General features: G+C 71.4%; 20 protein-coding genes. 9 read left to right on the plus strand and 11 right to left on the minus strand.

Features of this window, described 5'->3' with window-relative positions:
• Positions 1-55 precede the first annotated feature (55 nt).
• The 5 genes from EKO23_RS02340 to EKO23_RS02360 all read right to left on the minus strand — a co-directional run bounded on the left by EKO23_RS02340 (position 56) and on the right by EKO23_RS02360 (position 7,316).
• Positions 56-2,095, minus strand: coding sequence for an ABC transporter permease (locus EKO23_RS02340; RefSeq protein ID WP_134713662.1), 2,040 nt, complete (start codon positions 2,093-2,095; stop codon positions 56-58).
• Positions 2,092-3,165 carry a quaternary amine ABC transporter ATP-binding protein gene (locus EKO23_RS02345; RefSeq protein WP_134713664.1) on the minus strand — a complete coding sequence of 358 codons (1,074 nt, stop codon included), beginning with the start codon at positions 3,163-3,165 and terminating at the stop codon, positions 2,092-2,094. The genes EKO23_RS02340 and EKO23_RS02345 overlap by 4 nt, the downstream gene beginning before the upstream one ends.
• Entirely contained in the window at positions 3,162-4,880 is a 1,719-nt protein-coding gene (gene betA / locus EKO23_RS02350; protein ID WP_134713666.1) for a choline dehydrogenase, read from the minus strand. Before betA ends, EKO23_RS02345 begins: the two co-directional genes overlap by 4 nt.
• 3 nt (positions 4,881-4,883) lie before the next feature.
• Positions 4,884-6,392 (minus strand): aldehyde dehydrogenase family protein, encoded by a 1,509-nt coding sequence (locus EKO23_RS02355; protein ID WP_134713668.1) that lies wholly within the window; start codon positions 6,390-6,392, stop codon positions 4,884-4,886.
• 111 nt (positions 6,393-6,503) lie between these two features.
• Complete coding sequence (locus EKO23_RS02360) at positions 6,504-7,316, minus strand: IclR family transcriptional regulator (protein WP_134713670.1); 813 nt, start codon at positions 7,314-7,316, stop codon at positions 6,504-6,506.
• An 87-nt stretch (positions 7,317-7,403) separates the two neighbouring features.
• On the opposite strand from EKO23_RS02360, the gene purU reads away from it, so the two are divergent.
• A complete protein-coding gene (gene purU / locus EKO23_RS02365) occupies positions 7,404-8,288 on the plus strand; it encodes a formyltetrahydrofolate deformylase (RefSeq protein WP_134713672.1) in 885 nt (294 codons plus the stop codon).
• A 28-nt stretch (positions 8,289-8,316) separates the two neighbouring features.
• Positions 8,317-9,996 (plus strand): formate--tetrahydrofolate ligase, encoded by a 1,680-nt coding sequence (locus EKO23_RS02370; protein ID WP_134713674.1) that lies wholly within the window; start codon positions 8,317-8,319, stop codon positions 9,994-9,996.
• A 97-nt stretch (positions 9,997-10,093) separates the two neighbouring features.
• On the opposite strand, the gene EKO23_RS02375 is transcribed toward EKO23_RS02370, so the two are convergent.
• On the minus strand, positions 10,094-11,533 hold the full coding sequence (locus EKO23_RS02375) for a trimethylamine methyltransferase family protein (RefSeq protein WP_134713676.1): 1,440 nt from the start codon (positions 11,531-11,533) through the stop codon (positions 10,094-10,096).
• 150 nt (positions 11,534-11,683) lie between these two features.
• On the opposite strand from EKO23_RS02375, the gene EKO23_RS02380 reads away from it, so the two are divergent.
• Genes EKO23_RS02380 through EKO23_RS02400 form a run of 5 tightly spaced genes read left to right on the plus strand, consistent with a single transcriptional unit; the run spans position 11,684 to position 16,638 of the window.
• Positions 11,684-12,454 (plus strand): IclR family transcriptional regulator, encoded by a 771-nt coding sequence (locus EKO23_RS02380; RefSeq protein ID WP_167880288.1) that lies wholly within the window; start codon positions 11,684-11,686, stop codon positions 12,452-12,454.
• Complete coding sequence (locus EKO23_RS02385) at positions 12,451-13,116, plus strand: corrinoid protein (protein WP_134713680.1); 666 nt, start codon at positions 12,451-12,453, stop codon at positions 13,114-13,116. The genes EKO23_RS02380 and EKO23_RS02385 overlap by 4 nt, the downstream gene beginning before the upstream one ends.
• Positions 13,117-13,165: 49 nt before the next feature.
• Positions 13,166-14,053: a dihydropteroate synthase gene (locus tag EKO23_RS02390; RefSeq protein WP_134713682.1), complete on the plus strand. Its 888-nt coding sequence runs from the start codon at positions 13,166-13,168 to the stop codon at positions 14,051-14,053.
• 19 nt (positions 14,054-14,072) lie between these two features.
• Positions 14,073-16,028 (plus strand): ASKHA domain-containing protein, encoded by a 1,956-nt coding sequence (locus EKO23_RS02395; RefSeq protein WP_134713684.1) that lies wholly within the window; start codon positions 14,073-14,075, stop codon positions 16,026-16,028.
• A complete protein-coding gene (locus EKO23_RS02400) occupies positions 16,021-16,638 on the plus strand; it encodes a DUF1638 domain-containing protein (protein ID WP_217702411.1) in 618 nt (205 codons plus the stop codon). Before EKO23_RS02395 ends, EKO23_RS02400 begins: the two co-directional genes overlap by 8 nt.
• Before the next feature lie 4 nt (positions 16,639-16,642).
• Here EKO23_RS02400 and EKO23_RS02405 read toward each other — a convergent pair whose 3' ends face one another.
• Positions 16,643-17,356, minus strand: a complete 714-nt coding sequence (locus EKO23_RS02405; RefSeq protein WP_134713688.1) for a VOC family protein — start codon at positions 17,354-17,356, stop codon at positions 16,643-16,645.
• 207 nt (positions 17,357-17,563) lie between these two features.
• Here EKO23_RS02405 and EKO23_RS02410 point away from each other — a divergent pair, with 207 nt between their 5' ends.
• Positions 17,564-17,968 (plus strand): hypothetical protein, encoded by a 405-nt coding sequence (locus EKO23_RS02410; RefSeq protein ID WP_134713690.1) that lies wholly within the window; start codon positions 17,564-17,566, stop codon positions 17,966-17,968.
• Positions 17,969-18,091: 123 nt separating this feature from the next.
• Here the strand turns inward: EKO23_RS02410 and EKO23_RS02415 are convergent, their stop codons facing one another.
• Positions 18,092-18,934, minus strand: coding sequence for a methylenetetrahydrofolate reductase (locus tag EKO23_RS02415; RefSeq protein WP_134713692.1), 843 nt, complete (start codon positions 18,932-18,934; stop codon positions 18,092-18,094).
• A 208-nt stretch (positions 18,935-19,142) separates the two neighbouring features.
• Here EKO23_RS02415 and EKO23_RS02420 point away from each other — a divergent pair, with 208 nt between their 5' ends.
• Positions 19,143-19,736, plus strand: coding sequence for a hypothetical protein (locus EKO23_RS02420; RefSeq protein WP_134713694.1), 594 nt, complete (start codon positions 19,143-19,145; stop codon positions 19,734-19,736).
• Positions 19,737-19,790: 54 nt separating this feature from the next.
• On the opposite strand, the gene EKO23_RS02425 is transcribed toward EKO23_RS02420, so the two are convergent.
• From EKO23_RS02425 to EKO23_RS26380, 3 genes are read right to left on the minus strand one after another with little or no spacing between them, the layout of a single operon-like run.
• Positions 19,791-20,555, minus strand: a complete 765-nt coding sequence (locus EKO23_RS02425; protein ID WP_134713696.1) for a 2-phosphosulfolactate phosphatase — start codon at positions 20,553-20,555, stop codon at positions 19,791-19,793.
• Positions 20,552-22,507, minus strand: a complete 1,956-nt coding sequence (locus EKO23_RS02430; RefSeq protein WP_134713698.1) for a M13 family metallopeptidase — start codon at positions 22,505-22,507, stop codon at positions 20,552-20,554. The genes EKO23_RS02425 and EKO23_RS02430 overlap by 4 nt, the downstream gene beginning before the upstream one ends.
• Positions 22,508-22,532: 25 nt before the next feature.
• Entirely contained in the window at positions 22,533-24,617 is a 2,085-nt protein-coding gene (locus EKO23_RS26380) for a hypothetical protein (RefSeq protein WP_134713700.1), read from the minus strand.
• Positions 24,618-24,662: the final 45 nt, after the last annotated feature.

Consider the following 24,662-nt stretch of genomic DNA (forward strand, 5'->3'; position numbering starts at 1 on the left):
CCTCCGTTGCGTCGTGCGAGTGCGATTTCTTGCGTGTTCTCCTGAACTCGGGGGGTCAGCCCATGGCCGACCGCCACCACGGCCGCTTGGCCGGGTTGTGCGTGACCTCGTCCTTGTCCGCGGCAGCGCGCGCGATGCGGTCGACCATGATCCCGAGCAGCACGATGGAGATGCCCGCCGCGGCGCCCTTGCCCCACTCCTCCGAGCGGGAGAAGCCGAGGACGACGTCGTAGCCGAGGGCACCGGCGCCGACCATGCCACCGATGACGGCCATCGACAGCATGTAGAGCAGGCCCTGGTTGGCGGCCAGCACCAGCGAGCCCTTGGCCATCGGCAGCTGCACCTTGGTGATCTCCTGCCACGCGGTCGCGCCCGTCGAGCGGGAGGCCTCGACCGTGGTCGCGGAGACGCCGCTGACGCCGTCCGCGACCAGCTTGATGGCCACCGGGGCGGCGTACACGACGCCCGCGATGATCGCGGTGAAGCGGGTCGGTCCGAACAGCGCCAGCATCGGGATCAGGTAGACGAACGGCGGGATCGTCTGCCCGGCGTCGAGCAGCGGCCGCAGCCCCAGGTCGACGGCCTTGCGCCGCGCCATCAGGACGCCGAAGACGAGGGCCAGGATCATCACCAGCACGGTGCCCACCAGCGTCATGTTCAGCGTGATCATCGCGTCGTGCCAGAGGCCGAAGAACTTGAGGCCCCACAGGCAGATCACGGTGGGGATCAGTGCCCGCACGCCCCCGAGCACGAGGGCCAGGGCGAGGATCGCGAGGGCCGAGACGTACCACGGCGACTCCGCCAGCAGGTCCTGCATCGGGTTGAGCAGGTAGTCGGTGATGACGTTCTTGAACCACTCGGTGTAGGTGCTGAACGTGTCGACGAACCAGTCGGTGAACGAGTTCACCTTGTCGGCGAGCTTGGGTCCCAGCTCGGTCTCGGGGAACTCGGCGGCCCAGGTGTAGTAGCGGGACATCCACAGCGCCACGACCACCGGGATCGCGGTGAGGGCCAGGACGATCCGGCGCTGGCGCATGTCGACGCCGCCCCGTGCGGCCTTCTCCGAGGCCTCGCTGGCCGCGGTGGTGGAGCGGTCGAGCATGACCGCCATCACCACGATGAGCATGCCGGGCACGAAGGCCCCGCCGACGTCGTTCTTGAACAGGGAGTTCAGCACCGGCTGGCCGAGCCCGGGGCTGTCGACGTACGCCGCGATGGTCGCCATCGACAGCGCCGCCATGATCGTCTGGTTCACCCCGACCACGATGGTCTTGCGGGCCATCGGGAGCTGCACCTTGCGCAACCGTTGCGACCGCGTCTGCCCCGCCGAGTCCGTGGCCTCGATGGTCGTGCCGGACACCGACCGGATCCCGTGGCCGGCGATGCGGATCAGCGGCGGCATGGCGTAGATCAGCGTGCAGACCACACCCGCGGAGGCGCCGATGCCGAAGAAGAGCACGATCGGCAGCAGGTACACGAACGTCGGCATCGTCTGGAAGATGTCGAGGATCGTGTTGATGATCGAGTTGCCGATCCGGCTGGTGGTGCCGAGCAGCACGGCGAGCGGCATCCCGATGAGGACCGCGAAGGCGACCGCGACGAAGGTCACGATCAGCAGGTCCATCGAGTCCGACCAGTAGCCGAAGAGGCCGAAGGTCACGAAGGAGGCGGCGACCAGGATGGCGATGCGCCAGCCGGCCACGGCCAGCCCGATCCAGGTGGCCACGGCGGTGACGCCGACCCAGCCGATCTGGGGCACCGGCCGCGGGAAGTCCGGGATCGAGATCATCCGCTGGAACCAGTCGACGAGGGACTTGAACCACTCGCCGAGCTGGTAGGTGAACTGGATGACCGGGTTGGTGTCGCGGCTGGCCAGGACCGAGTCCCGGAAGTCGGTGAGCTTGTCCTGGACCTCGGTGTGCTCGCGGGCGGCGATGGCGAGGGTGTCCTGCCCCTTCGTCACCGACCAGACCAGGATCCACACCCCGATCACGATCAGGGCCCAGGCCCAGCGCGGGAGCCGGCGGGGCTCGGCAGGCGGCGGAGGTGGCTCCTTGGCCGCCGGCCGAGGGGGCGCCTCGGTGGTGGCACTCATGCTGTGGCCTCCTCCTCGGCGACGACCACCCGGAGGATGTCCTCGTCGTCGACCACACCGACCAGCTTGTCGCCCTCCATCACCCGGCACGGGCCGTGGTGGTCGAGCACCACGCGGGCGGCGTCGCGGACGATCTGGTCGGACTGGAGGACCGGGCCGTCGCCGGCGTCACCGTTGGGCTCGTGCATGACCCACTTGAGGGTGAGCACGTGCGAGCGCGGGACCTCGGAGGTGAAGTCGCGGACGTACTCGTCGGCCGGGGCACCGATGATCTGGTCGGGCGTCCCGATCTGCACGACCTCGCCGTCGCGCATGATCAGGATCCGGTCGCCGAGCTTGAGCGCCTCGGCGAGGTCGTGGGTGATGAACACCATCGTCTTGCCGAGCTCCTCGTGGAGCCGGATCACCTCGTTCTGCATGTCCCGGCGGATCAGCGGGTCCAGCGCGGAGAACGGCTCGTCGAAGAGCAGCAGCGACGGGTCGCCGGCCAGCGCGCGGGCCAGGCCGACGCGCTGCTGCATGCCGCCGGAGAGCTGGTCCGGGTAGGAGCGCTCGTAGCCGGACAGGCCGACCAGCTCGACCACCTCGGCCGCCTTGGCCCGCCGCTCCTTCTTGCCGACCCCGCGGATCTCGAGGCCGTAGGCCACGTTGTCGATCACCTGCCGGTGCGGCAGCAGGCCGAAGTGCTGGAAGACCATCGAGGTGTGGTTGCGCCGCAGCTCGCGCAGCTGCGAGTCGCTGGCCTTGGTGACGTCCTCCCCGTCGATCACGACGTCCCCGTCCGTCGGCTCGATGAGCCGGGTGAGGCAGCGCACGAGCGTCGACTTCCCCGAGCCGGACAGGCCCATGACCACGAACACCTCGCCGGGCGGCACCTCGAACGACACGTCGCGGACGCCGACCACACAGCCGGTCTTCTCCTTCAGCTCGGCCCGCGAGAGCTCGGCGTCGGGGGTGCCGATGATCTTGTCGCCCCCGCGACCGAAGATCTTCCAGAGGTGGCGCACCGAGAGGGCCGAGTCGGCCCCCACGGTGGCCGTCGTCGTCTCGTCAGGGGACACGGTGGTCATGTCTGCTCCTCGGGGTTGCGAAGGTCGCCGGCGTTGCGGGGGTCACCGGGCGGGTAGAGGGGGGTGCTGTCGCGGTAGCGGTAGAAGGGAACGTCGGCCGCGGGGAGCGGGGTGTTGCCGGCGATGAGGTCCGCCGCCTTCTCGGCCACCATCATCACGGGCGCGTAGATGTTGCCGTTCGTGACGAACGGGAAGACCGAGGCGTCGACGACCGCGAGCCCATCGAGCCCGTGGACGCCCATCGTGGTGGGGTCGACGACGGCCGCGTCGTCCACGCCCATCTTCGCGGTGCAGGACGGGTGCAGCGCGGTCTCGGCGTCCGCCCGCACCCACTCGAGGATCTGCTCGTCGGTCTCGACCTCGCCGCCCGGGGACAGCTCGCCGTCGTTGTACGGCGCGAAGGCCGGTTGGTTGAGGATGTCGCGGGCCACCCGGACCGCCTCGACCCACTCCTTGCGGTCGGTGGGCGTCGAGAGGTAGTTGAACTGCATCGACGGGTGGACCTTCGGGTCGGTCGACCGGATCCGCACCCAGCCGCGGGTGTCGGCGTACATCGGGCCGATGTGGACCTGGTAGCCGTGGCCCTCGGTCGGCGCCGTCCCGTCGTACCGGATCGCGACCGGGAGGAAGTGGAACATCAGGTTGGGGTAGTCCACGTCCTCGTTGCTGCGGCAGAAGCCGCCGCCCTCGAAGTGGTTGGTCGCGCCGAGCCCGCTCCGGTGGAACAGCCAGTCGTAGCCGATCTTCGGCCGGGCCCGCCAGCGCAGGCCGGGGGCGATCGAGACCGGCAGCTTGGAGGCGTACTGGATGTAGACCTCGAGGTGGTCCTGGAGGTTCTCGCCGACGCCGGGAAGGTGGTGCACCACGTCGATGCCGTGGCCCTTGAGGAGGGTCTCGTCACCGACCCCGGAGAGCTGCAGGAGCTGCGGGGTGTTGATCGCGCCCCCGCAGAGGACGACCTTGCCCGCCTCGACGCTGCGGTGCAGCCGGCCGGCGCGCAGGTAGTCGACGCCGACCGCCCGTCTGCCCTGGAAGCGCACCTTCGTCGCGAGCGCCATCGTCTCGACGGTGAGGTTCGTGCGGCTCTTCACCGGGTGCAGGTAGGCCCGCGCGGCGGAGAGCCGGCGACCGCGGTAGACGTTGCGGTCGAACTTCGCGAAGCCCTCCTGGCGGTAGCCGTTGACGTCGTCGGTGAGCGGGTAGCCGGCCTGCTGCGCGGCCTCGAAGAAGGCACCGAACAAGGGGTTGGTGGCCGGGCCGCGCTCGAGCTTGAGGGGGCCGTCGCCACCGCGCCAGTCGTCGGCGCCGGCGAGGCAGTTCTCCATGCGCTTGAAGTAGGGCAGGCAGTGGAGGTAGTCCCAGTCCTTCATCCCGGGCTCGGCGCCCCAGCGCTCGTAGTCCATCGGGTTGCCCCGCTGGAAGATCATCCCGTTGATGCTCGAGGAGCCGCCCAGGACCTTGCCACGGGCGTGGAACACCCGGCGGCCGTTCATGTGCGGCTCGGGGTCGGTCTCGTACTTCCAGTCGTAGAGCCGGTTCCCGATCGGGATCGGCAGTGCCGCCGGCATGTGGATGAACGGGTCGATCCGGTAGTCGGAGCGACCGGCCTCGAGCACCAGCACGGTGGTGCCGGGGTCCGCGGAGAGCCGGTTCGCGAGCGCGCACCCGGCCGAGCCACCACCCACGATGACGACGTCGTACCGGTCTGCGCCCATCGTCTACTCCTCGAGCCCCGTGGTCGATGATCCGATCGACGAGCCGTCCGGGAACCAGCTCTGGACGGCGGGACGGATGTTGTGCCAGACGTGCTTGGTCTCGCGGTACTCGTCGAGCCCGGCCATCCCCAGCTCGCGCCCGATGCCCGACTGCTTGAAGCCGCCCCACTCGGCCTGCGGGACGTACGGGTGGTAGTCGTTGATCCACACCGTGCCCATCCGCAGCCGGGCCGCGACCCGCTGCCCCTTGCCGGCGTCCTGGGTCCACACCGCCCCGGCCAGACCGTAGATGCTGTCGTTGGCGATCGCGACCGCCTCGTCCTCGTCGCGGAACGTCTCCACGGTGAGGACCGGGCCGAACGACTCGTCCTGGGTCACCGACATCGTGCTGCTGCACCGGTCCAGGACGGTCGGCAGGTAGTAGAAGCCCGCGTCGAGCTCGGGGTCGTCGGGGCGCCGGCCGCCGCAGCGCAGCACCGCGCCCTCGGCGATCCCGGCGGCGACGTACGCCTCGACCTTGTCGCGGTGCCGCTCGCTGGTCAGCGGCCCGGTCTCGGCCTTCTCGTCGAAGGGTCCGCCGAGCCGGATCCGCCCGGCCCGCTCCACGATCGCGTCGACGAGCTCGTCGTGGACCGACTCCTCGACCAGCAGCCGGGCCCCGGCGGAGCACACCTGGCCCGAGTGGAGGAAGACCGCGGTCAGCGCGAAGTCGAGGGCCACCTGGAGGTCGGCGTCCGCGAAGACCACGTTGGGGTTCTTGCCGCCCAGCTCGAGCGCGACCTTCTTCACGGTGGCGGCGGCCGTGGCCATGATCCGGCGGCCGGTCTCGAGGCCACCGGTGAACGAGACCAGGTCGACCCTCGGGTCCGAGGACAGCGGCGCGCCGGCGTCCGGGCCGGTGCCCAGCACCAGGTTGCCGACCCCGGCCGGCAGCCCGGCCTCCTCGAGGACCCGCATCAGGTGGATCGCGGAGTGCGGCGTGAGCTCGCTGGGCTTGAGCACGAAGGTGTTGCCGGCGGCGAGGCAGGGGGCGACCTTCCAGGAGACCTGGAGCAGCGGGTAGTTCCACGGCGTGATCAGGCCGCAGACCCCGATGGGCTCGTGCACGACGCGGCTCACCACGTCGGCGTTGCCGGTGTCGACGACCCGGCCGGCGTCCTCCGCGGCCACGTGGCCGTAGTGCCGGAAGACCGAGACGACGTCGGCGACGTCGTACTCGCTCTCGACCAGGCGCTTGCCGGTGTCGAGCGACTCCATGCGGGCGATCTCGGCGGTGTCCCGCTCGAGCAGGTCCGCCACGCGCAGCAGCAGGTCCCCGCGCTCGCGGGACGGCAGTCGCGGCCACGGCCCGTGCTCGAAGGCGCGGTGCGCGGCGGCGATGGCGGCGTCGGTGTCCTCGGCCCCGGCCTCGTCGATCTCCTCGACGAGGGCGCCGTCGGCCGGGCAGCGGATCTCGCGGCGCCCTCCAGCGCGGGCGGACACCCACTGTCCGTCGACGTAGAGCTCTGCCACGGGCTCACCCTTCACGCAACAGCGGTCGTTGCGTATGCCGCAACCGATTGCTCAACCCGCAACCGGTTTCCTTGAGTTGAGAATGCTGCGGGCACCGGTCCCCGTCAAGGACTACTGGGGTGTTGTGACCTGACGGTGTCCCCAGCCGAGGCGCAGCGAGACCTCGAGCGCGGCCTCCTTCAGCAGGCGAACGATCTCCTCGGTGCGCTGCTCGATCCGGAACGTCGGGCCCGAGACGCTGATCGAGGCGACCACGTCGCCGCCCGCGTTGCGGATCGGCGCGGCCATGGCGGTCAGCCCGACCTCGAGCTCGTCGACCGCGACGGCATACCCCTGGTCGCGGACCTGCTCGAGCTCGGCGCGCAGCTCCGCCTTCCGGGTGATCGTCTGCGGCGTGTACGACGGGAGCTTCGGCAGCAGCCGGTCCAGGGCATCGGGGTCCAGACCGCTGAGCAGCACCTTGCCGTTGCTGGTGGCGTGCAGCGGGATGTGCTGACCCACCCAGTTGTGCGGCTGCAGCGCCGAGGTGCCGGCGACCTGGTCGAGGTAGAGCGCCGAGCTGTCCGAGAGGACGGTGATGTTGACGGTCTCGCCGGTCGCGGCCGCGAGCTGGCGGCAGACCGGCCGCGCCTCCTGCACCACGTCGAGCCGGGCCGCGGTCGCGCCGGCCAGTCGCAGCACCCCCACGCCGAGGCGGTACTTGCCGCGGTCCTCGGTCTGCTCGACGAGGCGGTGCGCCTCCAGCGTCGCCACGAGCCGGAACGCGGTGCTCTTGTGGACGCCGAGCTCGGCGGCCACCTCGGTGACACCGGCCTCGCCGTTGCGCGCGAGGACCTCGAGAATCGTCAGCGCCCGGTCCACCGACTGCACCCCGGCGGCGGCCGCGTCGCGCTGGCCGTCCTGCTCCGCGGCGGAGGTGCTCATGCTGGGACACTAGCGCAGAAGTTGTTGCGTATCGCAGACTGCGTTTCGTTGCGCGCAACGAAACCGAAGGCAGGACGGGGTTCGATCATGACTATCGAGGGCGTCGCGCCCGCCACCGACGCGGCCGGAGACTACCTCCTGGTGCTCTCCTGCCCGGACCGGCCCGGGATCGTGCACGCGGTCAGCGGCTTCCTGGTCCGGCACGGCGGCAACATCCTGGAGAGCCAGCAGTTCAGCGACCGGCTCTCCGGGCGGTTCTTCATGCGGATCGACTTCAACGTCACCGGCCCCGTGGACGCGACGGTGCTGCGCGAGGACTTCGCCGAGGTGGCCCGCGACTTCGCCATGGAGTACGAGGTGTGGGAGTCCGCGGCGCCGTACCGCACGCTGTTGATGGTCTCCCGCCAGCTGCACTGCCTCAACGACCTGCTGTTCCGCACCAGCACCGGGGCGCTCCAGATCGAGATCCCCGCGGTGGTCTCCAACCACCGCGACGCCGAGGCCCTGGTGCGGTCCTACGGCATCGACTTCCACCACGTGCCGGTCACGCCGGACACGAAGGCGGACGCCGAGGCCCGGCTCATGGGGCTCGTCGACGACCTCGGGGTGCACCTGGTGGTGCTGGCCCGCTACATGCAGGTGCTCTCCGACGACTTGTGCAAGCGGCTGTCGGGGCGGGCGATCAACATCCACCACTCGTTCCTGCCGAGCTTCAAGGGCGCCAGGCCCTACCACCAGGCGTTCGACCGGGGCGTGAAGCTGGTCGGGGCCACCGCCCACTACGTCACGGGCGACCTCGACGAGGGCCCGATCATCGAGCAGGACGTGATCCGGGTGGACCACACCTACGACCAGGACCACCTGGTCGCCGCCGGTCGCGACGTGGAGGCGCAGGTGCTGTCCCGCGCGGTCCGCTGGCACTCCCAGTCCCGGGTCCTGCTCAACGGCGACCGGACCGTCGTCTTCCGCTGAGGGACCACATCCAAGGAGGTCATCGACCGTGCTGTCCGACATCGAGATCGCCAACGCCGCGGTCCTGCGTCCCATCAAGGACGTGGCCAGCGAGACCCTCGGGATCGAGGAGCGGCACCTGGTGCCGTACGGCCACCACAAGGCCAAGGTCGACCTCACCCACCTCGCCTCGCTCGCCGACCGCCCGCTCGGACGGCTGGTGCTGGTCACCGCGCTGTCCCCGACCCCGCCCGGGGAGGGCAAGACCACCACCACGGTCGGGCTCACCGACGCGCTGCACGGGCTCGGGCACAGCACCGTCGCCTGCCTGCGCGAGCCGTCCATGGGCCCGGTGTTCGGCATGAAGGGTGGCGCGGCCGGCGGCGGCTACAGCCAGGTCGTCCCGATGACCGACATCAACCTCCACTTCACCGGTGACTTCGCCGCGCTGGCCGCCGCCAACAACCTGCTCGCAGCGCTGATCGACAACCACGTGCACCACGGCAACGAGCTGGACATCGACGTCCGCAGCGTCACCTGGAAACGCGTGCTCGACGTGAACGACCGGGCGCTCCGCGAGGTGGTCGTGGCCCTCGGCGGGCACGTCAACGGATTCCCGCGGGAGGACGGCTTCGACATCGTGGTGGCCTCGGAGCTGATGGCGATCTTCTGCCTCACCGAGTCGTGGGCCGACCTGAAGCGGCGGATCGGCGACATCGTCATCGGCTACACCCGCGCCATGAAGCCGGTGACCGCGCGCGACCTCGGGGCGCACGGCGCGATGGCCGCGCTGCTCCGCGACGCGCTCGCCCCCAACCTCGTGCAGACCCTCGAGGGCGCGCCGGCGTTCGTGCACGGCGGCCCGTTCGCGAACATCGCGCACGGCTGCAGCTCGGTGATGGCGACCCGGGCCGGGCTGCGGCTGGCCGACCTCGTGGTCACCGAGGCGGGCTTCGGGGCCGACCTCGGCGCCGAGAAGTTCGTCGACATCAAGTGCCGCAAGTCCGGGCTGCGTCCCGACGTCGCGGTGGTGGTGGCGACGGTGCGGGCGCTGAAGTACCACGGAGGCGTGGCGCTGGCCGACCTCGGCACCGAGGACATCGGCGCGGTGGAGGCCGGGATGGTCAACCTGCGCCGGCACCTCGACAACATCCGCGAGGTCTACGGCATCCCGTGCGTCGTCGCGGTCAACCGCTTCCCGTCCGACACCGACACCGAGATCGCCAGGGTGGTCGACCTGGTCGCCGCCGAGGGCGTGCGTGCCTATCCCGCCACCCACTTCGCCGACGGCGGCCTCGGCGCCCAGGACCTGGCCAAGGGGGTGCTGCAGGCCCTCGACGAGCCGTCGCCGTACACCTTCTCGTTCACCTACGACGACGACCTGTCCCTCACCGGGAAGGTCGAGGCCATCGCCACGCGGCTGTACGGCGCGGGGCTGGTCACGTGGGACGCGAAGGCACGGCGCCGGCTGACCCGCATCGAGCGGGACGGGTACGGCGGGCTGCCGGTGTGCGTGGCCAAGACGCAGTACTCCTTCTCGACCGACCCGACCGTGGTCGGTGCGCCCAGCGGCCACGAGCTGCACGTGCGCGAGGTGCGGCTGTCCGCGGGCGCGGGCTTCGTGGTCGTGGTGTGCGGCGACATGATGACCATGCCCGGGCTGCCCCGGGACCCGTCCGCCTCCCGCATCGACCTCGCGGACGACGGGACCATCCTCGGCCTCTCCTGAGCCCTCCCACGCCGACCCGGCACATCCTGTGCCGACTCACCACGCCCGAGCCACGCCGACCCGGCACATCCTGTGCCGGGTCAGCGCCGGGTGAGGGTCAGTCGCCGAGCTCGGCCCGCCGCCGGACGACGTACTCCTCGAGCTCGGCGCGGACCGCGTCGTCGAGCGCCGGAGGCTGGTACTCCTCGAGCCGCTTGCGGTAGATCTCGCCGGCCCGGGCCTGCGCGTCCTTGCCGCCGTTGCGCATCCAGCGCTCGTAGTTCTCCGACGAGGAGAGCAGCGGGCGGTAGAAGCAAGTGCGGAAGCGCTCCATGGTGTGCATGGCGCCGAGGAAGTGCCCGCCGTGGCCGACCTCCTCGTGCGCGCCGAACGCCATCGAGTCCTCGTCGATCTCCAGCGGCGTGAACTCGGCCTGCATCATCTGCAGCAGCTCGACGTCGACGATGAACTTCTCGTAGCCGGCGACCAGGCCGCCCTCGAGCCAGCCGGCGGAGTGCATCACCCAGTTGGCGCCGGCCAGGAACGTCGGGAGCATCGTCATCAGCGCCTCGTAGCCGGCCTGCGCGTCGGCGACCTGCGAGGAGGTGAGGCCGCCACCCGTGCGGAACGGCAGCCCGAAGTGGCGGGCGATCTGGCCGGTGCACAGCAGTCCCATCCCGGACTCGGGGGTGCCGAAGGTGGGCGAGCCGGACTGCATGTCGATGTTGGAGAGGAACGACCCGAAGATCACCGGGGTGCCGGGCCGGATCAGCTGGGACAGCGCGATCCCCGACAGGGCCTCGGTGATCTGCTGCACCAGCGCCGCCGGGATCGTCACCGGCGACATCGCCCCCATGAGGATGAACGGAGTGAGCACCACCGGCTGGCCGGCGGCCGAGTACTCGAACTGGGCCTCCAGCATCCGGTCGTCCCAGCGCAGCGGCGAGTTGCAGTTGATCAGCGAGATGGTCGCCGGGGTCTCCTCGATGGCCTCCCGGGAGCCGAACAGGATCGAGGTCATGGCCAGGGTGTCCGCGGCGTTCACGCCCGAGACCACGTTGCCCATGTAGACCTTGTCGGTCAGCGTCTGCAGGGCGTAGGTCATGTCGAGGTGGCGGCTGTCCAGCGGCGCGTCGGACGGCTCGCAGATCACGCCGCCCGCGGAGTCGAGCGCCGGGAACGACTGCGCCAGCTTGGTGAAGCTGCGGAAATCCTCCATGGTCGCGTCGCGGCGTACCTCCCCCTCACGGACGAACGGCGGGCCGTAGACGGCGCCGAACGCCATCGCGTCGCCGCCGATGTGGACCGAGTTCTCCGGGTTGCGCGCCTGGACGTCGAACTCGGACGGCGCCTTGGCGACCTGCTCGAGCACGAAGTCGGGGTCGAGGAAGACGGTGTGGTCCTCGACCTTCTGCCCGGCGGCGCGGAACAGGTCGAGCGCGCGGGTGTCCATGAACTCCACGCCGATCTCGGTCATCAGCCGGCGCCACCCCTTGTCGAGGGCCGCCATCGCGTCCTCGGAGAGCACCTCGTAGCGCGGCATCCGGTTGCGGAACATCAGTCCTCCTGTGGTGTGCGCCCGGCCCGGGCCGGGTCGCGGTTGGTCCTTGACCCGGGCGCGGTACGGCTCTTAGCCTCATGATGTGGAACCAGAGTTCCACATCATGGAACCAACGTGAACCCCCCAGATCGAGGAGCGTCCCCCGACGTGAGCGAGACCGCCACCGCCCCCGGCACCCGGGCCGTCGACCGCGCGGCCGACCTGGTGTCCACGGTGGTGCGCGCCGACGAGCCGATGACCTTCGCCGACCTCCAGGACGCCTGCGGGCTGGCCAAGTCCACGACCTCGCGCATGCTGACCGCGCTCGAGCGCTCCGGGCTGCTCGAGCGCGACGCCGCCGGGTCGTACGTCGCCGGCTCCCTGTTCTGGCTGTACGCCGCCCGGCACGACCCGTGGGAGGAGCTGGTCCGGCTGGCCCGCCCCACGATGGACGCGATCGGCGAGGACACCCACGAGAGCGTGCACCTGAGCGTGGCCCGCGGCGACCGCGCGGTCCAGGTCGCTCAGGTCGACTCGACGTACCTCCTCGGCACCCGCGACTGGACCGAGGTCGAGGTCCCGACCCACTGCTCGGCGCTGGGCAAGGTGCTGCTCGCCTGGGGCGTGCTCGCGCTCCCCGTGCGCCCGCTGGCGGCACTCACCGAGGCCACAATCACCGACCCCCAGGCGCTGCGGACCGACTGCGAGCACGCCCGACGGCGCGGGTGGGCGGTCACCGTCGACGAGCTCGAGGTCGGCCTGTCCGGGGTCGCCGTACCCGTCTCGGGACCGCACGGCGACGTGGTCGCCGCGCTCGGGGTCTCCGGCCCCACCCCACGGTTGGAGGGGCGGCTCGACGACGTCGGCCGCCACCTGCTGGAACGTTCCGTGCAGCTGTCCACGCTGCTCGGCCGCACACCCAAGGAGGGAGTGGCATGACCCCCGACGAGATCCTGCAGGGTCTGTACGACGAGACCCTGGTCGGCAACGGCCCACGGGTGCTCGAGCTCACCGAGGAGGGCCTTGCGCAGGCGATGGAGCCGCAGACCCTGCTCTTCGACGCGCTGATCCCCTCGCTCGAGGAGGTCGGGGCCCGGTTCGAGCGCGGCGACTTCTTCGTGCCCGAGATGCTGATCGCGGGCCGCGCGATGGCCGGCGCCATGGAGCGACTGCGGCCGCTGCTCGCCGAGACCGGCGTCGCGACCGTCGGGAAGTTCCTGATGGGCACGGTCAAGGGCGACGTCCACGACATCGGCAAGAACCTCGTCAACATCATGCTCGAGGGCGCCGGCTTCGAGGTGATCGACCTCGGAGTCCAGGTGGCTCCCGAGAAGTTCGTCGCCGAGATCGAGAAGCACCAGCCCGACATCGTCGGCTTCTCGGCGTTCCTCACCACGACCATGCCGATGTTCAAGGCCAACATGAACGCCCTCGAGAAGGCCGGCCTGCGCGACTCCGTCGTGGTGATGGTCGGCGGAGCCCCGGTCACCCAGGAGTACGCCGACGCGGTCGGGGCCGACGGCTACGCCGCGGACGCCTCCGCCACGGTCAAGCGCGCCAAGGCGCTGCTCGACGAGCGCCGCGCGAAGGTGCCGGCATGATCACCCCATTCGAATGCTCGCTGCGCTCCGCTTCGAACGGGGGCCCCGAATGACGGGGTCCTACAGCGGCGAGCCGCTGCACACCGTCCTCCGCTCCGCCACCCGCGAGGTCGTGCTCGGGCACGACCAGCGCTTCTGCCTGATCGGTGAGCGGATCAACCCGACCGGGCGCCGGATCTTCCAGGATCAGCTGCGGGCCGGGGACATGTCGGCGATCGAGCGCGACGTGCACGCCCAGGTCGAGGGCGGCGCCGACGTGCTCGACGTCAACATGGGCGTCCCGCTGACCGACGAGCCCGACCTGCTCGCGAGGGCGATCACGATGGTGCAGGAGCTCACCGACCTGCCGATCTGCATCGACTCGTCGGTGGTCGAGGCGCTGGAGGCCGGCCTCTCGGCGTACCGCGGGCGCGCGCTGGTCAACTCGGTCACCGCCGAGGACGACCGGCTGGCCGCGATCCTGCCCCTGGTCAAGAAGCACGACGCCGCGATCATCGCGCTCCCCAACGACCACGACGAGATCCCGATGGAGGCGGACAAGCGCCTCGACCTGACCGCGAAGATCATCCGGGTCGCCACCGAGGAGTACGGCATCGCGCGGGCCGACATCGTCATCGACCCGCTCGCGATGCCGATCGGTGCCGACACGACCACCTCGCTGGTCACGTTCGAGACCATGCGCCGGATCCGCGACGAGCACGGCGTCAACATGACCTGCGGCGCCTCCAACACCTCCTTCGGCATGCCCGACCGGCACACGCTCGGCGCGGCCTGGCTGCCGATGGCGATGACGGCGGGCCTCACCAGCGCGATCATGGACACCCGCACGCCGCAGATCGTCGAGGCGGTCAAGGCCGCCGACGTGTTCCTCGACCACGACGAATGGGGCATGTCCTGGATCGCGGCGCACCGAGCGAAGGCGACCGCGACGGCATGACCATCCCGGGGGGCTGCGCATGACGGACGGCGTCCCCGACGTCGACCTCGACGCCGTACGGCGTGAGGGGCTGCTGCCGACGCCGGGGGCCGAGCCGACACCGCACGACGGCACCGGCCGGGTCTCGCTGTCGTTCACCGTGCTCGACCCCGACCCGGAGCGGGTCGTACGCCGCGAGGTCCGGGTCCCGCCCGGTGTGACGGTCTTCGACTCGGCGTCGTGGAACGGCATCGCGATCGACTCGACCTGCGGCGGCCACGGCACGTGCCACAAGTGCAAGGTCCGGCTCGACTCCGCGGGCGCGATCACGCGGCACGACGTCAAGACGTTCACCCGCGACCAGCTCGATGCGGGCTGGCGGCTGGCCTGCCTGGTCAACGCGACCCGCGACCTCGCCGTCGACGTACCCCCGCTCACCACCCGCCCCAAGGCCGCGACCGTCGGCGTCGGCCGCCAGGTGATCCTGCGGCCCGCGATCCAGAAGCGCTACGTCGAGCTCGACGAGCCGACGCTCGCAGACCAGCGGCCCGACCTGGTCCGGCTGCTCGACGCGGTCGACGACCTGGAGCCGACCCCCGACCTGCACGTGCTGCGGCGACTGCCGCGGGTGCTGCGCGAGGCCGACTTCAAGGTGACCGCCGTCGTCGTCGACGAGTCGCTGGTCGACGTCGAGCCCGGCGACACCACCGGCGCGCAGTACGCCATCGCCTTCGACCTCGGGACCACCACGGTCGTGGCCACCCTGCTCGACGTCTCGACCGGCACGCCGGTCGCGGTCGCGTCCATGCTCAACCGGCAGCAGCCGTTCGGCGGCGACGTGATCACCCGCATCAGCGCGACCATGCTGGACCCCGACGCGCTGCACCGGCTGCAGCAGGCGGCGGCCCAGACCCTCGCCACGCTGGCCGCGCAGGTCTGCGCGGAGGGCGAGGTCGACCCCGCACACGTCTACGAGGTGGCGCTGGCCGGCAACGCGACGATGACCGCGCTCGTGCTCGGTGTGGACCCCGAGCCGCTCGGCGTCGCGCCGTTCGTGATGTCGACCGCGCACCCGCCGACCGTGCTCGCCGCCGACCTCGGGCTGGCCCTGCACCCGCGCGCCCGGGCCGCGATCTTCCCCGCCCTCGGGGCCTACGTCGGCGGCGACATCGTGGCCGGGATGCTGGCCACCGGGATGGACCGCGACAAACGGACCCGGCTGATGATCGACGTCGGCACCAACTGCGAGATCGTGCTCAGCAACGGCGACCGGATCGTCTCCACCGCCGCACCGGCCGGACCCGCCTTCGAGGGCGGCGCGATCCGCTGCGGCATGCGGGCCGCCGAGGGCGCGATCGAGGTGGTCAAGCTCGGCGAGGACGTCGAGCTCGGCGTGATCGGCGACATCGACCCCAAGGGGCTGTGCGGGTCCGGCCTGGTCGACGCGGTCGCCGAGCTGGTCAAGGTCGGGCTGCTCGACGGCTCCGGCCGGTTCGTCCCCGACGAGGACGCCCCCTCCGTCGCGCCGGCGCTGGCCGACCGGCTCACCCGCATCGGCGACGAGCGGGTCTTCGTCCTGCACCGCCCGCACCCCGGGGCCGACCCGGCGGACTGCGTGGTGCTCTCGCAGCGCGACGTGCGCGAGCTGCAGTTCGCCAAGGCGGCGATCTCCACCGGCTGGTCACTGCTGCTGGAGGAGCTCGGCCTCGAGCCGCGCGACGTCCAGCAGGTGCTGATGGCCGGCTCGTTCGGCAGCTACCTCTCGCCGGCCTCCGCCGTCCGGATCGGCCTGGTCCCGACGCTGCCGGTGCTGCGCATCGTCTCGGCCGGCAACGTCGCCGGCGAGGGCGCCAAGATGGCGCTGCTCTCGCTGCGCGAGCGGGCCGGCGCCACCGCGCTGACCGAGGAGGTGACCTATGTCGAGCTCTCCGACCGTGCCGACTTCAACGACCGCTTCGTCGACCAGCTCGCCTTCCACGGCGCCAACGGTGGTTGAGGAGGGCGCGCAGCGCTCGTCTCGAAACCACCGCACCGCCCTGATCGCCTGCGGCGCGCTCGCCCAGCCCGCGGCCGCGATCGCCGAGCGGCGGGGGTGGCCGCTCGACGTGCACCCGCTCCCGCCGCTCCTGCACAACCGCCCCGACCGGATCGCCGGCGAGGTGCGCCGCACGGCCGAGGCCCTCCTGCCGTCGTACCGCCGCGTCGCCGTCGGGTACGCCGACTGCGGCACGTACGGCGCGGTCGACGACGTGTGCCGTGAGCTCGGGCTGGCCCGGCTCGAGGGCCTGCACTGCTACGACGTGTACGCCGGCGCGGAGCGGCTGGAGAGGTTCTTCGACGAGCAGCCCGGGACCTACGTGCTCACCGACTTCCTGGTGCGCTCGTTCGCGCGCACCGTGCTCCGCGAGCTCGGCCTCGACCGGTGGCCGGAGCTGCGCGAGGCCTACTTCGCCCACTACACGCGGGTGGTGTGGCTGGCCCAGGAGCCCGACGACGAGCTGCGCGCCCTGGCCGACGAGGCCGCCGCCCGGCTGGGCCTGCCGCTCACGGTCGTGGCGACCGGCGACGCCGGCCTGGAGCGCGCTCTCGTGCCGCTGGTCGGCTGAGCGGCTACCGCGCGGACAGCACGCAGAACTCGTGGCCGTCCGGGTCGGCCAGCACCACCCGGTCGACCTCGCCCTGGCCGATGTCGACCCGCGTCGCGCCGAGCCCGACCAGGCGGTCGACCTCGGACGCCTGGTCGCTGCCGGCGGACGGCACGAGGTCGAGGTGCAGGCGGTACTTGCCGGCCTTCGGTGCGAGCGGCGGGCCGCCCCAGCTGATCTTGGTGCCACCGGCAGGCGACTGGATCGCGGTCTCCTCGTCCTGGTCCCACACCAGTGGCCAGTCCAGCGCCCGGCTCCAGAAGTAGCCGCACGACTGCGAACCGTCGCTGGACAGCGCCCCGATGAGCCCGGTCCCGGCGAGGAAGCCGTTGCCCGGCTCGATCACGCAGAACTCGTTGCCCTCGGGGTCCGCGAGCACCACGTGCTCCTCCTCGGGGAGCTGCCCCACGTCGAGGTGGCGTCCGCCCAGGGCCAGCGCCCGGTCCACCGTCGCCTGCTGCTCGTCGAGGGTGGCACTGGTCAGGTCGAAATGCATCTGGTTCGGGACCGTCTTCGGCGCGTCGGTCGGCGCGAACCGGATCCGGAACGCGACGTCGTCGGGCGGCAGCAGCGTGGTGCCGTCGTCGGCGATCTCACGACCGAGCACCGCGCTCCAGAAGCGGGCGAGGCCCTCGGGGTCGGCGGCGTCGATGCACAGCGCGTACAGCTCGGTGGTCACGCAGCAGGTCCCCTCTGCTCGCCGGTCCGGGTGGTCACGCTAGGACTGGGGACGTGGCGTGGCAACGGAATTTGCGGTGCTTGCTGCCGGACGAACGTCGGGTCGGCACCGCGCGGCCGTCTGCACCAGTGCGAAGCGGATGCTCCGGTTGTGACACGGTGGCCAGGGAAACCGCGGCTCGGGCGCCTGGCCTGCCAGGGAGGGGCAATGACGGAGCCGCGGATCAGTCCGTACGAACGGTTCCGGTTCCGGGTCGCGTTCCTCGATCCTCCCGGCGACTTCTGGGGAGGGTTCAGCAGGCTGACCCACCTCGAGGCCGGGATCCAGGTGCTGTCGCTGCGGCGCGGAGCCGTGGACGCCGGGACCCTCCGGGCATGGCAGGCCGCCGGACCGGCCGACCACCGCGACATCCTGCTCGACCTGCGTTCGGAGGACGGCAGCCCGGCGGTGGAGTGGACGATGTCCTCCGTGCGGCTGGCCAAGGTGGCCCGGCCGTCGGAGGACGGCGTGTGGCAGGACCACCTCGAAGTGGTCGACGAGCTGATGTTCGGCTACCGCCACCTCGCCATCGACCTGCCAGCTTCCCTCAGGGCCTCGCGAGCCGGTGGTTGACGACGTCGTCGCCCTGTCCGGATCACCCGACTGGTCGCTCCGGTGGTTGGTGAAGGATCTCCGGCACCAGGTGCCGGAGATCCTTCACTGATGCGCCGGGCATGGGCGCCAGGATTCCGCAGGCTAGCCCTGGAGCCGCCGCAGCAGGTCGGCGCGCCAGGCCTCGGTCTGCGCGATCTGGTTGAAGGTGAAGACGTGCAGCCCCTCGACGAGGGAGCCGGGCATCGCGACGGTCGGGGCGCACTGCTCGAGGAACTTCTCGCCGGTGAAGCCGCCGGGGGCGGCCAGCCGGGCGAGCGTGCCCTTGTGCTTGACCAGGAAGCGGGTGGACTCGCCGACGCCGATCCGGGTCGCCATCGCCATCAGCTTGGTGCGGTCGACCGGGCCGGGGATGCCGAGCAGCAGCGGCATGGTGATGCCGCGCTCGCGCAGGCGACGTACCCACGCCTTGATGGTGCCGGGGTCGAACGTCAGGTTGCTGACGATGTGGGTGGCGTACTTGCGCTTGTCCCACATCGACTGCACGGTCAGGTCGTCGTTGATGGTGGGGTGCGACTCGGGGTAGCCGGTGATGCCGACGTGCTGGAACGGGCGGCCGAGCGCGGTGAGGTCCTCGAGCAGGGACAGGGCGTCGGCGTAGGTGTCCTCCTGCTCCGCGTCCCCGCCCGGCACGAAGACGCGGGTGATCCCCTTCGACGTCAGCCGGTCGCAGATCTCGGCCAGCTCGGTGCGGCCGTGGATCATCCGGGCCGCCAGGTGGGGCACGGCGACGTACCCGTGGCCGGCCAGGCGCTCGGCCAGGTCGAGGGTGGCGCCCAGCCCCTTGCCGGGCGAGGCGGTGACGGTGACCACCCGCTCCCGGGGGAGATGTTCGAGCACCGCGTCCTCCGCCGACGGCGTGGGCAGCACCTCGTAGCGCGCGTGCTCGACCAGCGGGATCAGGAGCGCCGCATTCTTGTTGCGCATAGTGCGACTCGTTTCGTGATGCGCATCAACCGTGCCTCAGCGTACCCCCGCTGGGGATCCCGCGACCAGACCCCGCGCGCCTCGGTACGACGTCCGGTCGGCGACCGCCCGGCGGCACCGGTCCGGACCGGGGTATCGGCATCGCGGAGGCCCCCTCCTAGGCGGGCAGCGGGCCGACCTGCGGCCCACGCACCCTGGAGGGTCCACCATGAAGAAGAAGCTCATCGCCACCGGCGCTCTCGTGCTCGCCGTCTCCGGCACCGCGTACGCCGCTGCGGGCGGCGCGAACGCGTCCGGCGACCAGAAGAACGCACAGGGCCGCAGCACCGCGGCCGCCCGTGCCGCGTCCCCGTCGGTGATCGCCTGCGACGGCGGCAGGCACCTGAGCATGAAGTCCCGCATCGTGAACAGCCCGTTCACGTTCTCCGAGACCGCGACCCCCGACGAGGACCGGGCCCTCCCGGGAGGGTCCCTCACCGTCACCGGCCCCACCAGCGGCAAGGACACGGTGCTGGTCACGGTGTCCGGCGAGACCCAGATCACCGGCGGCACCGCCACCGACTGGATGGGCCTCGAGGTCAAGCTGGACGGCGTCAACATCAACCCGTTCACCGCCGCGGGCGACGTGCTGGCGTTCACCGGCGAGCCGAGCTGGAACCTCAACTCCGGCCAGTTCTGCGCCAAGGTCGGGCCCGGCCGGCACACCGTCCGGGTCTACGTGAACCTGCACGACGACGGCGCGAACAGCACGCTGGGCGGCTGGGTCGACGACTACCTGGTCAGCTTCCAGCGCTACGCCTGAGCACGTCCTGGTACGGCGGGAGGTCGCGGGCCGCGGCCACCCGTCGTACGGCGCTCAGCGGGCTGCGTCCGTGAACGCACCGTCGGCCAGCACCGGCACCACGCGGGAGGCGTCGATCTCGCCGGCGACGGCGACGTCCTGCGGGAACCCGCCGTCGACCAGCTCGCGGCCCGACGCGCACGCGCGCAGGGCCGCAGCCACCTCCGGCTCCACGGCGCGGAACGCGGCCGCCGCGAGCTCCGCCTCCGCGCTGAACCCGCCGACACCGAGGTCCGCGAGCGCGGCGAGCACCGCGCCCGCACCCCACAGGTCCTCGACCGCCGGCCGCAACGAGCCGTCGGGCCACCGCTCGCCACCGGCCACGACCGCGAGGCCGCCGCCGCCGAGCCGGTCCGCCAGGTGCTCGGCGACCGCCCGGCGGTTGCGCAGACCGGCGGCCACCACGGTCGCCCCGGAGTCCGCGAGCCGGGCCGCGATCGTGGAGCCGTTGGGGCTCGGCAGCACCAGCCGCTCGACACCGGTCGCCGTGGCCACCGACGCCGGCGACAGGCTGATGCCCCCACCGGCACGACGGGCCTGGTGCCGCCCGATCGCGAGCGCGGCGTCGAGGGACGCGGCGTACGCGCCGGCCCGCTCGTCCTTCCAGGCGAACGGGTGCACCGCGATCCCGCGCTCCACCGCGACCGTCACCGTGGTCGTGAACGACAGCACGTCGACCACCACGGCGTACGCCGCGCCGTCCGCGATCGCGTCGGCGCCGGTCGGTCCCCAGTCGAACCGGACCGGGTACGTCGCCTGGCGGTGAGCCGCCCGGGTCACCAGATCCGGACGCGCTCGTCCGGGTCCAGCCAGAGCCCGTCGCCCTCGGCGGTGCCGAACGCCTCGTGGAACTCGTCGAGGTTGCGCACGATGTTGGCGCGGAACTCCGGCGGGCTGTGCGGGTCGATCGTGAGGTACTGCTGCTCCTGCTCCGTGCGGCGCTTGGTCCGCCAGCAGTACGCCCAGTTCATGAACAGGCGTTGCGAGCCGGTCACGTCCTCGACGGTCGGGGCGGGCTCCTCGCCGAGCGAGATGAGGTAGGCCTTGTGGCCGATGGTCAGGCCGCCGAGGTCGCCGATGTTCTCGCCGACGGTCAGCGCGCCGTTGACGTGCTCGCCGGGGAGGTTGCGCGGCTCGAAGGCGTCGTACTGCTTGACCAGCGCGTTGTGCTTCACCTCGAACGCGGCCTTGTCGTCCGGCGTCCACCAGTCGTGCAGGTTGCCCTCGCCGTCGTACTGCGCGCCCTGGTCGTCGAAGCCGTGGCCGATCTCGTGGCCGATCACCGCGCCGATGCCGCCGTAGTTCTCGGCCGCGTCGCCCTCGGGGCTGAAGAACGGCTTCTGCAGGATGCCGGCCGGGAAGCAGATCTCGTTGGTGCCCGGGTTGTAGTAGGCGTTGACCGTCTGCGGCAGCATGAACCACTCGTCACGGTCGACCGGCGAGCCGAGCTTCGCCAGCTGCCGGTCGGTCTCGAACGCCGACGCCGCGGCCACGTTGCCGATCAGGTCGCCCGGGGTGACGGTCAGGGTCGAGTAGTCGCGGAACTTCTCCGGGTAGCCGATCTTGGGCCGGAACTTGTCGAGCTTCTCGAACGCCCGCTGCTTGGTCTCCTCGGTCATCCATTCGAGGTGGGTGATCGAGTGGCGGTACGCCGCGAGCAGGTTGCCCACCAGCTCGTCCATCATCGCCTTGGAGGTCGGCGGGAAGTGCCGCGCGACGTACTCCCGGCCGACCGCCTCGCCGATCGCGCCCTCGACCAGCGCCACGCCCCGCTTCCAGCGCGCCCGCAGCTCCGGGGTGCCGTTGAGGGTGCGACCGTAGAAGTCGAAGTTGGTCTCGACGAACTCGTCGGTGAGGTACGGCGCGGACGAGCGCAGCACGCGCGTCAGCAGCCACTGCTTCCAGTCCTCGATGTCGAACTCGGTGAGCACCGTCGAGAGGTGCGCGAAGTACGACGGCTGCCGCACGCAGACCTCGGCGATCGACTCCTCGGAGCCGCCGAGGTTGCGGACGTAGGCGCTCCAGTCGAACTCCGGCGCGAGCGCGCGCAGCTCGTCGGCGGTCATCAGGTTGTAGGTCTTCTGGACGTCACGGGTCTCGGCGCGTTCCCAGTGGCCCTCGGCCAGCCGGGTGTCCATCGCGAGCACCTTCTCCGCCGCGGTCTCCGCGTCGTCGCGGCCGGCCAGGCGGAGCAGGGCGACGAGGTAGGCGACGTACTTCTCGCGGATCTCGGCGAACTTGTCCTCGCGGTAGTAGGACTCGTCGGGCAGGCCGAGCCCGCCCTGGACCAGGTGGAACAGGTAGCGGTCCGACTGCCGGTCGTCGGTGCTGACGTAGGAGCCGAACAGCCCGTAGCCGCCGACCCGCTCCACCTCGGCGAGGAACGCAGCGAGGTCGCGGATGTCGCGCAGCCCCTCGAGGGCGTTGATCACCGGCTGGACCGGGCGGATGCCGAGCGCGTTGACCCGCTCCTCGTCCATGAAGGAGGAGTAGAGCGCCGCGATCTTGCCGGCCTCCGTGTCGACCGGGGGCTGCTCGGCTGCGAGCTCCTCGATGATGGCGCGCACCTGCTCCTCGGCGGTGTCCGCGAGCTGCACGAACGGCCCCCAGCTCGAGCGGTCGCTGGGGATCTCCGCCGTGTCGAGCCAGCGGCCGTTGACGTGGCCGAACAGGTCGTCCTGCGGGCGGATGTCGGGGTTCATGCCCTCACGGGCGTCGTCCAGGATGCTCACGCGGAGGACGCTAGCAACCTCCGGGTCAGGGGGCGAGGTCGCGGTACGCCTCGGCGAGCACGCCGATCCCGGACTTCTCTCGCTCGCGGTAGCCGGTGCTGTTCCAGTCCGGCCAGCGGACGTCGAGGCTATCGGCGGCACCGTCGGCGTCGAAGGCGAGGTGGATGCCGGCCACCCGCACGCGCGCGGCGGGCTCCCCCTCGCCGAGCGCGACGTGGCTGGACGGGTCGGCGAACCCGAGCATCGACCACGGCACCCGCAGCCGGATCACCTTCCGTTGCTCGTCCACCTGCCAGGTCGCCATCGAGTCGTAGGCGCCGGACTTCGGGTCCCACGGGCCGCGGACCAGGTCGCCGACGTCCTGGTACTCCGCCGGGAGGGTCCGGCCGCCCTGGAGGTGTCGGCGGTTCGTGATCAGCCGGTAGAGGTGCCAGTCCTTGGTCGCGTCCGGGTGGTAGGGACGCACCGTGGTGTCGAGGCGGAGGGGGTCGAGGTCCTTGCGCACCTCGAGGGTCGCCGTTCCCGTGCCGCCGTCCGTGGTCCGGTCGACGGTGACCCGGTAGTCGGCCTTCTCCGGGCCCGGCAGGACGTCGGCGTCGATCCGCAGGGTGTCCGGGAGCGCGTCGCGGAAGGTCGCCTCGACGTGGACGTACGACGCGTCCGCCCAGCTGTAGAGGTACTCGTAAGGGCCGGACGCCGGCGACGTCTCCACCGGGGCGTCCGCGATCGGTCCGGGGTCGGTCGCGACCAGCCCGAACCACTGCTCGTTCGTCAGCGGGTCGTGCCAGAGCTGACGGCGCTCGGCGTCCTGGTGCTCCATGGTGTTCCAGGTGCGCTTGAACCACTCGTCCGTCCAGGCGAAGACGAAGGCGCCGCTGATGCCCTTGTCCTCCATCATCCGCATCATGTCCGCGTCCATGGCCATCGCCTCCTGCTCGGAGTGCGCGCCCTGGTCGCGACCGTTGGTGCCGACGTGGGCGGACCCGAGCGACGACGGCACCCCGAACTCGGTCACCAGCAGCGGCATGTGGTCGGCGACGTGCTCCTTCAGCGCCATCAGGTAGCCGGCGTACGGGTCCTTCCGACCCTTCCACTCCTCGTCCTGGAGCCCGGGCTCGTAGCGCTGGAAGTCCGGGTAGTAGGGGTAGGCGTGGAAGCTGGCGAAGGTGCCCCCGGGCCAGGCGTGGGTGGGCAGGACGTGGGTGGCGTCGACCCCGGCCAGGTCCTCCTCGGCCAGCGGCTCCTCGGGGTGCTCGAGCGGGTCGGCGGTCGGCCAGTTGGTCAGCGCGATCGGGGCGGACGTGCCGCGCTCGGCCTCCAGCGCGGCCAGGTCGTCCATGTGGCCGGCGATCCAGCGCTCGGTGGCGCTGGCTCCGTCGGTGGCGGCGAAGTAGCGGCCGGGCGCGTAGGGGCGGTCGGCCTCGGCCCGGTCGGTCCGCACCACGCCCCACGGGTCCCACTCGACGCCGACGATCCAGGACAGCAGCCATCGCGACACGTCGCTGGTGTAGCTGCCGCTGGCCTGGCCGGGGGTGGGCCTGCGTTCCAGGTCGCCGTGCACGGCCCCGGAGACGTTGGCGATCTCGCCGGCGAACGCCTCGTCGATGTCGCGGTCGTAGAGGCTGCGGCCGGGCTCGACGTACTCCTCGTTCGGGAGGTAGGCGCCCTGGACGAGGTAGAGCGGCGCCTCGGGGTGTGCCTCGTTGTAGCGGGCAAGCTCGTCGTAGAAGGCGGGCGGGTGCAGGGTGTAGACACGCACCACCCGGATCCCGAGGCCGCCCATCTCGTCCAGCCAGCGGCGGTAGTGGTCGGCCGTGATGGTGTTGATCTCGCCGGGCTGGTGCAGCGGGGTCGTGCTGCCGAGGTTCACCCCGGGCAGGAAGGTCTTGTCGCCGGAGGCGGTGTGCAGCCGGAACCCGTCGGCGTCGCTCTGGGCCAGGACCGCGAGCCCGCCCACCGTCGCGGGCGCCGGGGTCCAGTCGGTGCCGGCGGCCCGCTCACGGTCGCCGCCTCCGTCGTCCGAGCCGCTGCAGCCGACCAGGGCGGGCACGGCGATCACGGCCGAGCAGGCCAGCAGCGCCCAGCGGCGTCGTGATCCCCGAGACCTCACGGGGCCAAGGGTACGAGCGGGACGGACGGGACCCCCGGGTTTTCG

It is taken from the genome of Nocardioides guangzhouensis (assembly GCF_004519545.1).
GTDB classification, from domain to species: domain Bacteria; phylum Actinomycetota; class Actinomycetes; order Propionibacteriales; family Nocardioidaceae; genus Nocardioides; species Nocardioides guangzhouensis.

Coding starts and splice junctions, on each gene's coding strand:
- EKO23_RS02375 (WP_134713676.1), bottom strand. CDS start 11,533: ATGTTCCGCAACCGGATGCCGCGCTACGAGGTGCTCTCCGAGGACGCG.
- EKO23_RS02360 (WP_134713670.1), bottom strand. CDS start 7,316: ATGAGCACCTCCGCCGCGGAGCAGGACGGCCAGCGCGACGCGGCCGCC.
- EKO23_RS02415 (WP_134713692.1), bottom strand. CDS start 18,934: ATGCGCAACAAGAATGCGGCGCTCCTGATCCCGCTGGTCGAGCACGCG.
- purU (WP_134713672.1), top strand. CDS start 7,404: ATGACTATCGAGGGCGTCGCGCCCGCCACCGACGCGGCCGGAGACTAC.
- EKO23_RS02395 (WP_134713684.1), top strand. CDS start 14,073: ATGACGGACGGCGTCCCCGACGTCGACCTCGACGCCGTACGGCGTGAG.
- EKO23_RS02340 (WP_134713662.1), bottom strand. CDS start 2,095: ATGAGTGCCACCACCGAGGCGCCCCCTCGGCCGGCGGCCAAGGAGCCA.
- EKO23_RS02390 (WP_134713682.1), top strand. CDS start 13,166: ATGACGGGGTCCTACAGCGGCGAGCCGCTGCACACCGTCCTCCGCTCC.
- EKO23_RS02420 (WP_134713694.1), top strand. CDS start 19,143: ATGAAGAAGAAGCTCATCGCCACCGGCGCTCTCGTGCTCGCCGTCTCC.
- betA (WP_134713666.1), bottom strand. CDS start 4,880: ATGGGCGCAGACCGGTACGACGTCGTCATCGTGGGTGGTGGCTCGGCC.
- EKO23_RS02345 (WP_134713664.1), bottom strand. CDS start 3,165: ATGACCACCGTGTCCCCTGACGAGACGACGACGGCCACCGTGGGGGCC.
- EKO23_RS02385 (WP_134713680.1), top strand. CDS start 12,451: ATGACCCCCGACGAGATCCTGCAGGGTCTGTACGACGAGACCCTGGTC.
- EKO23_RS02410 (WP_134713690.1), top strand. CDS start 17,564: ATGACGGAGCCGCGGATCAGTCCGTACGAACGGTTCCGGTTCCGGGTC.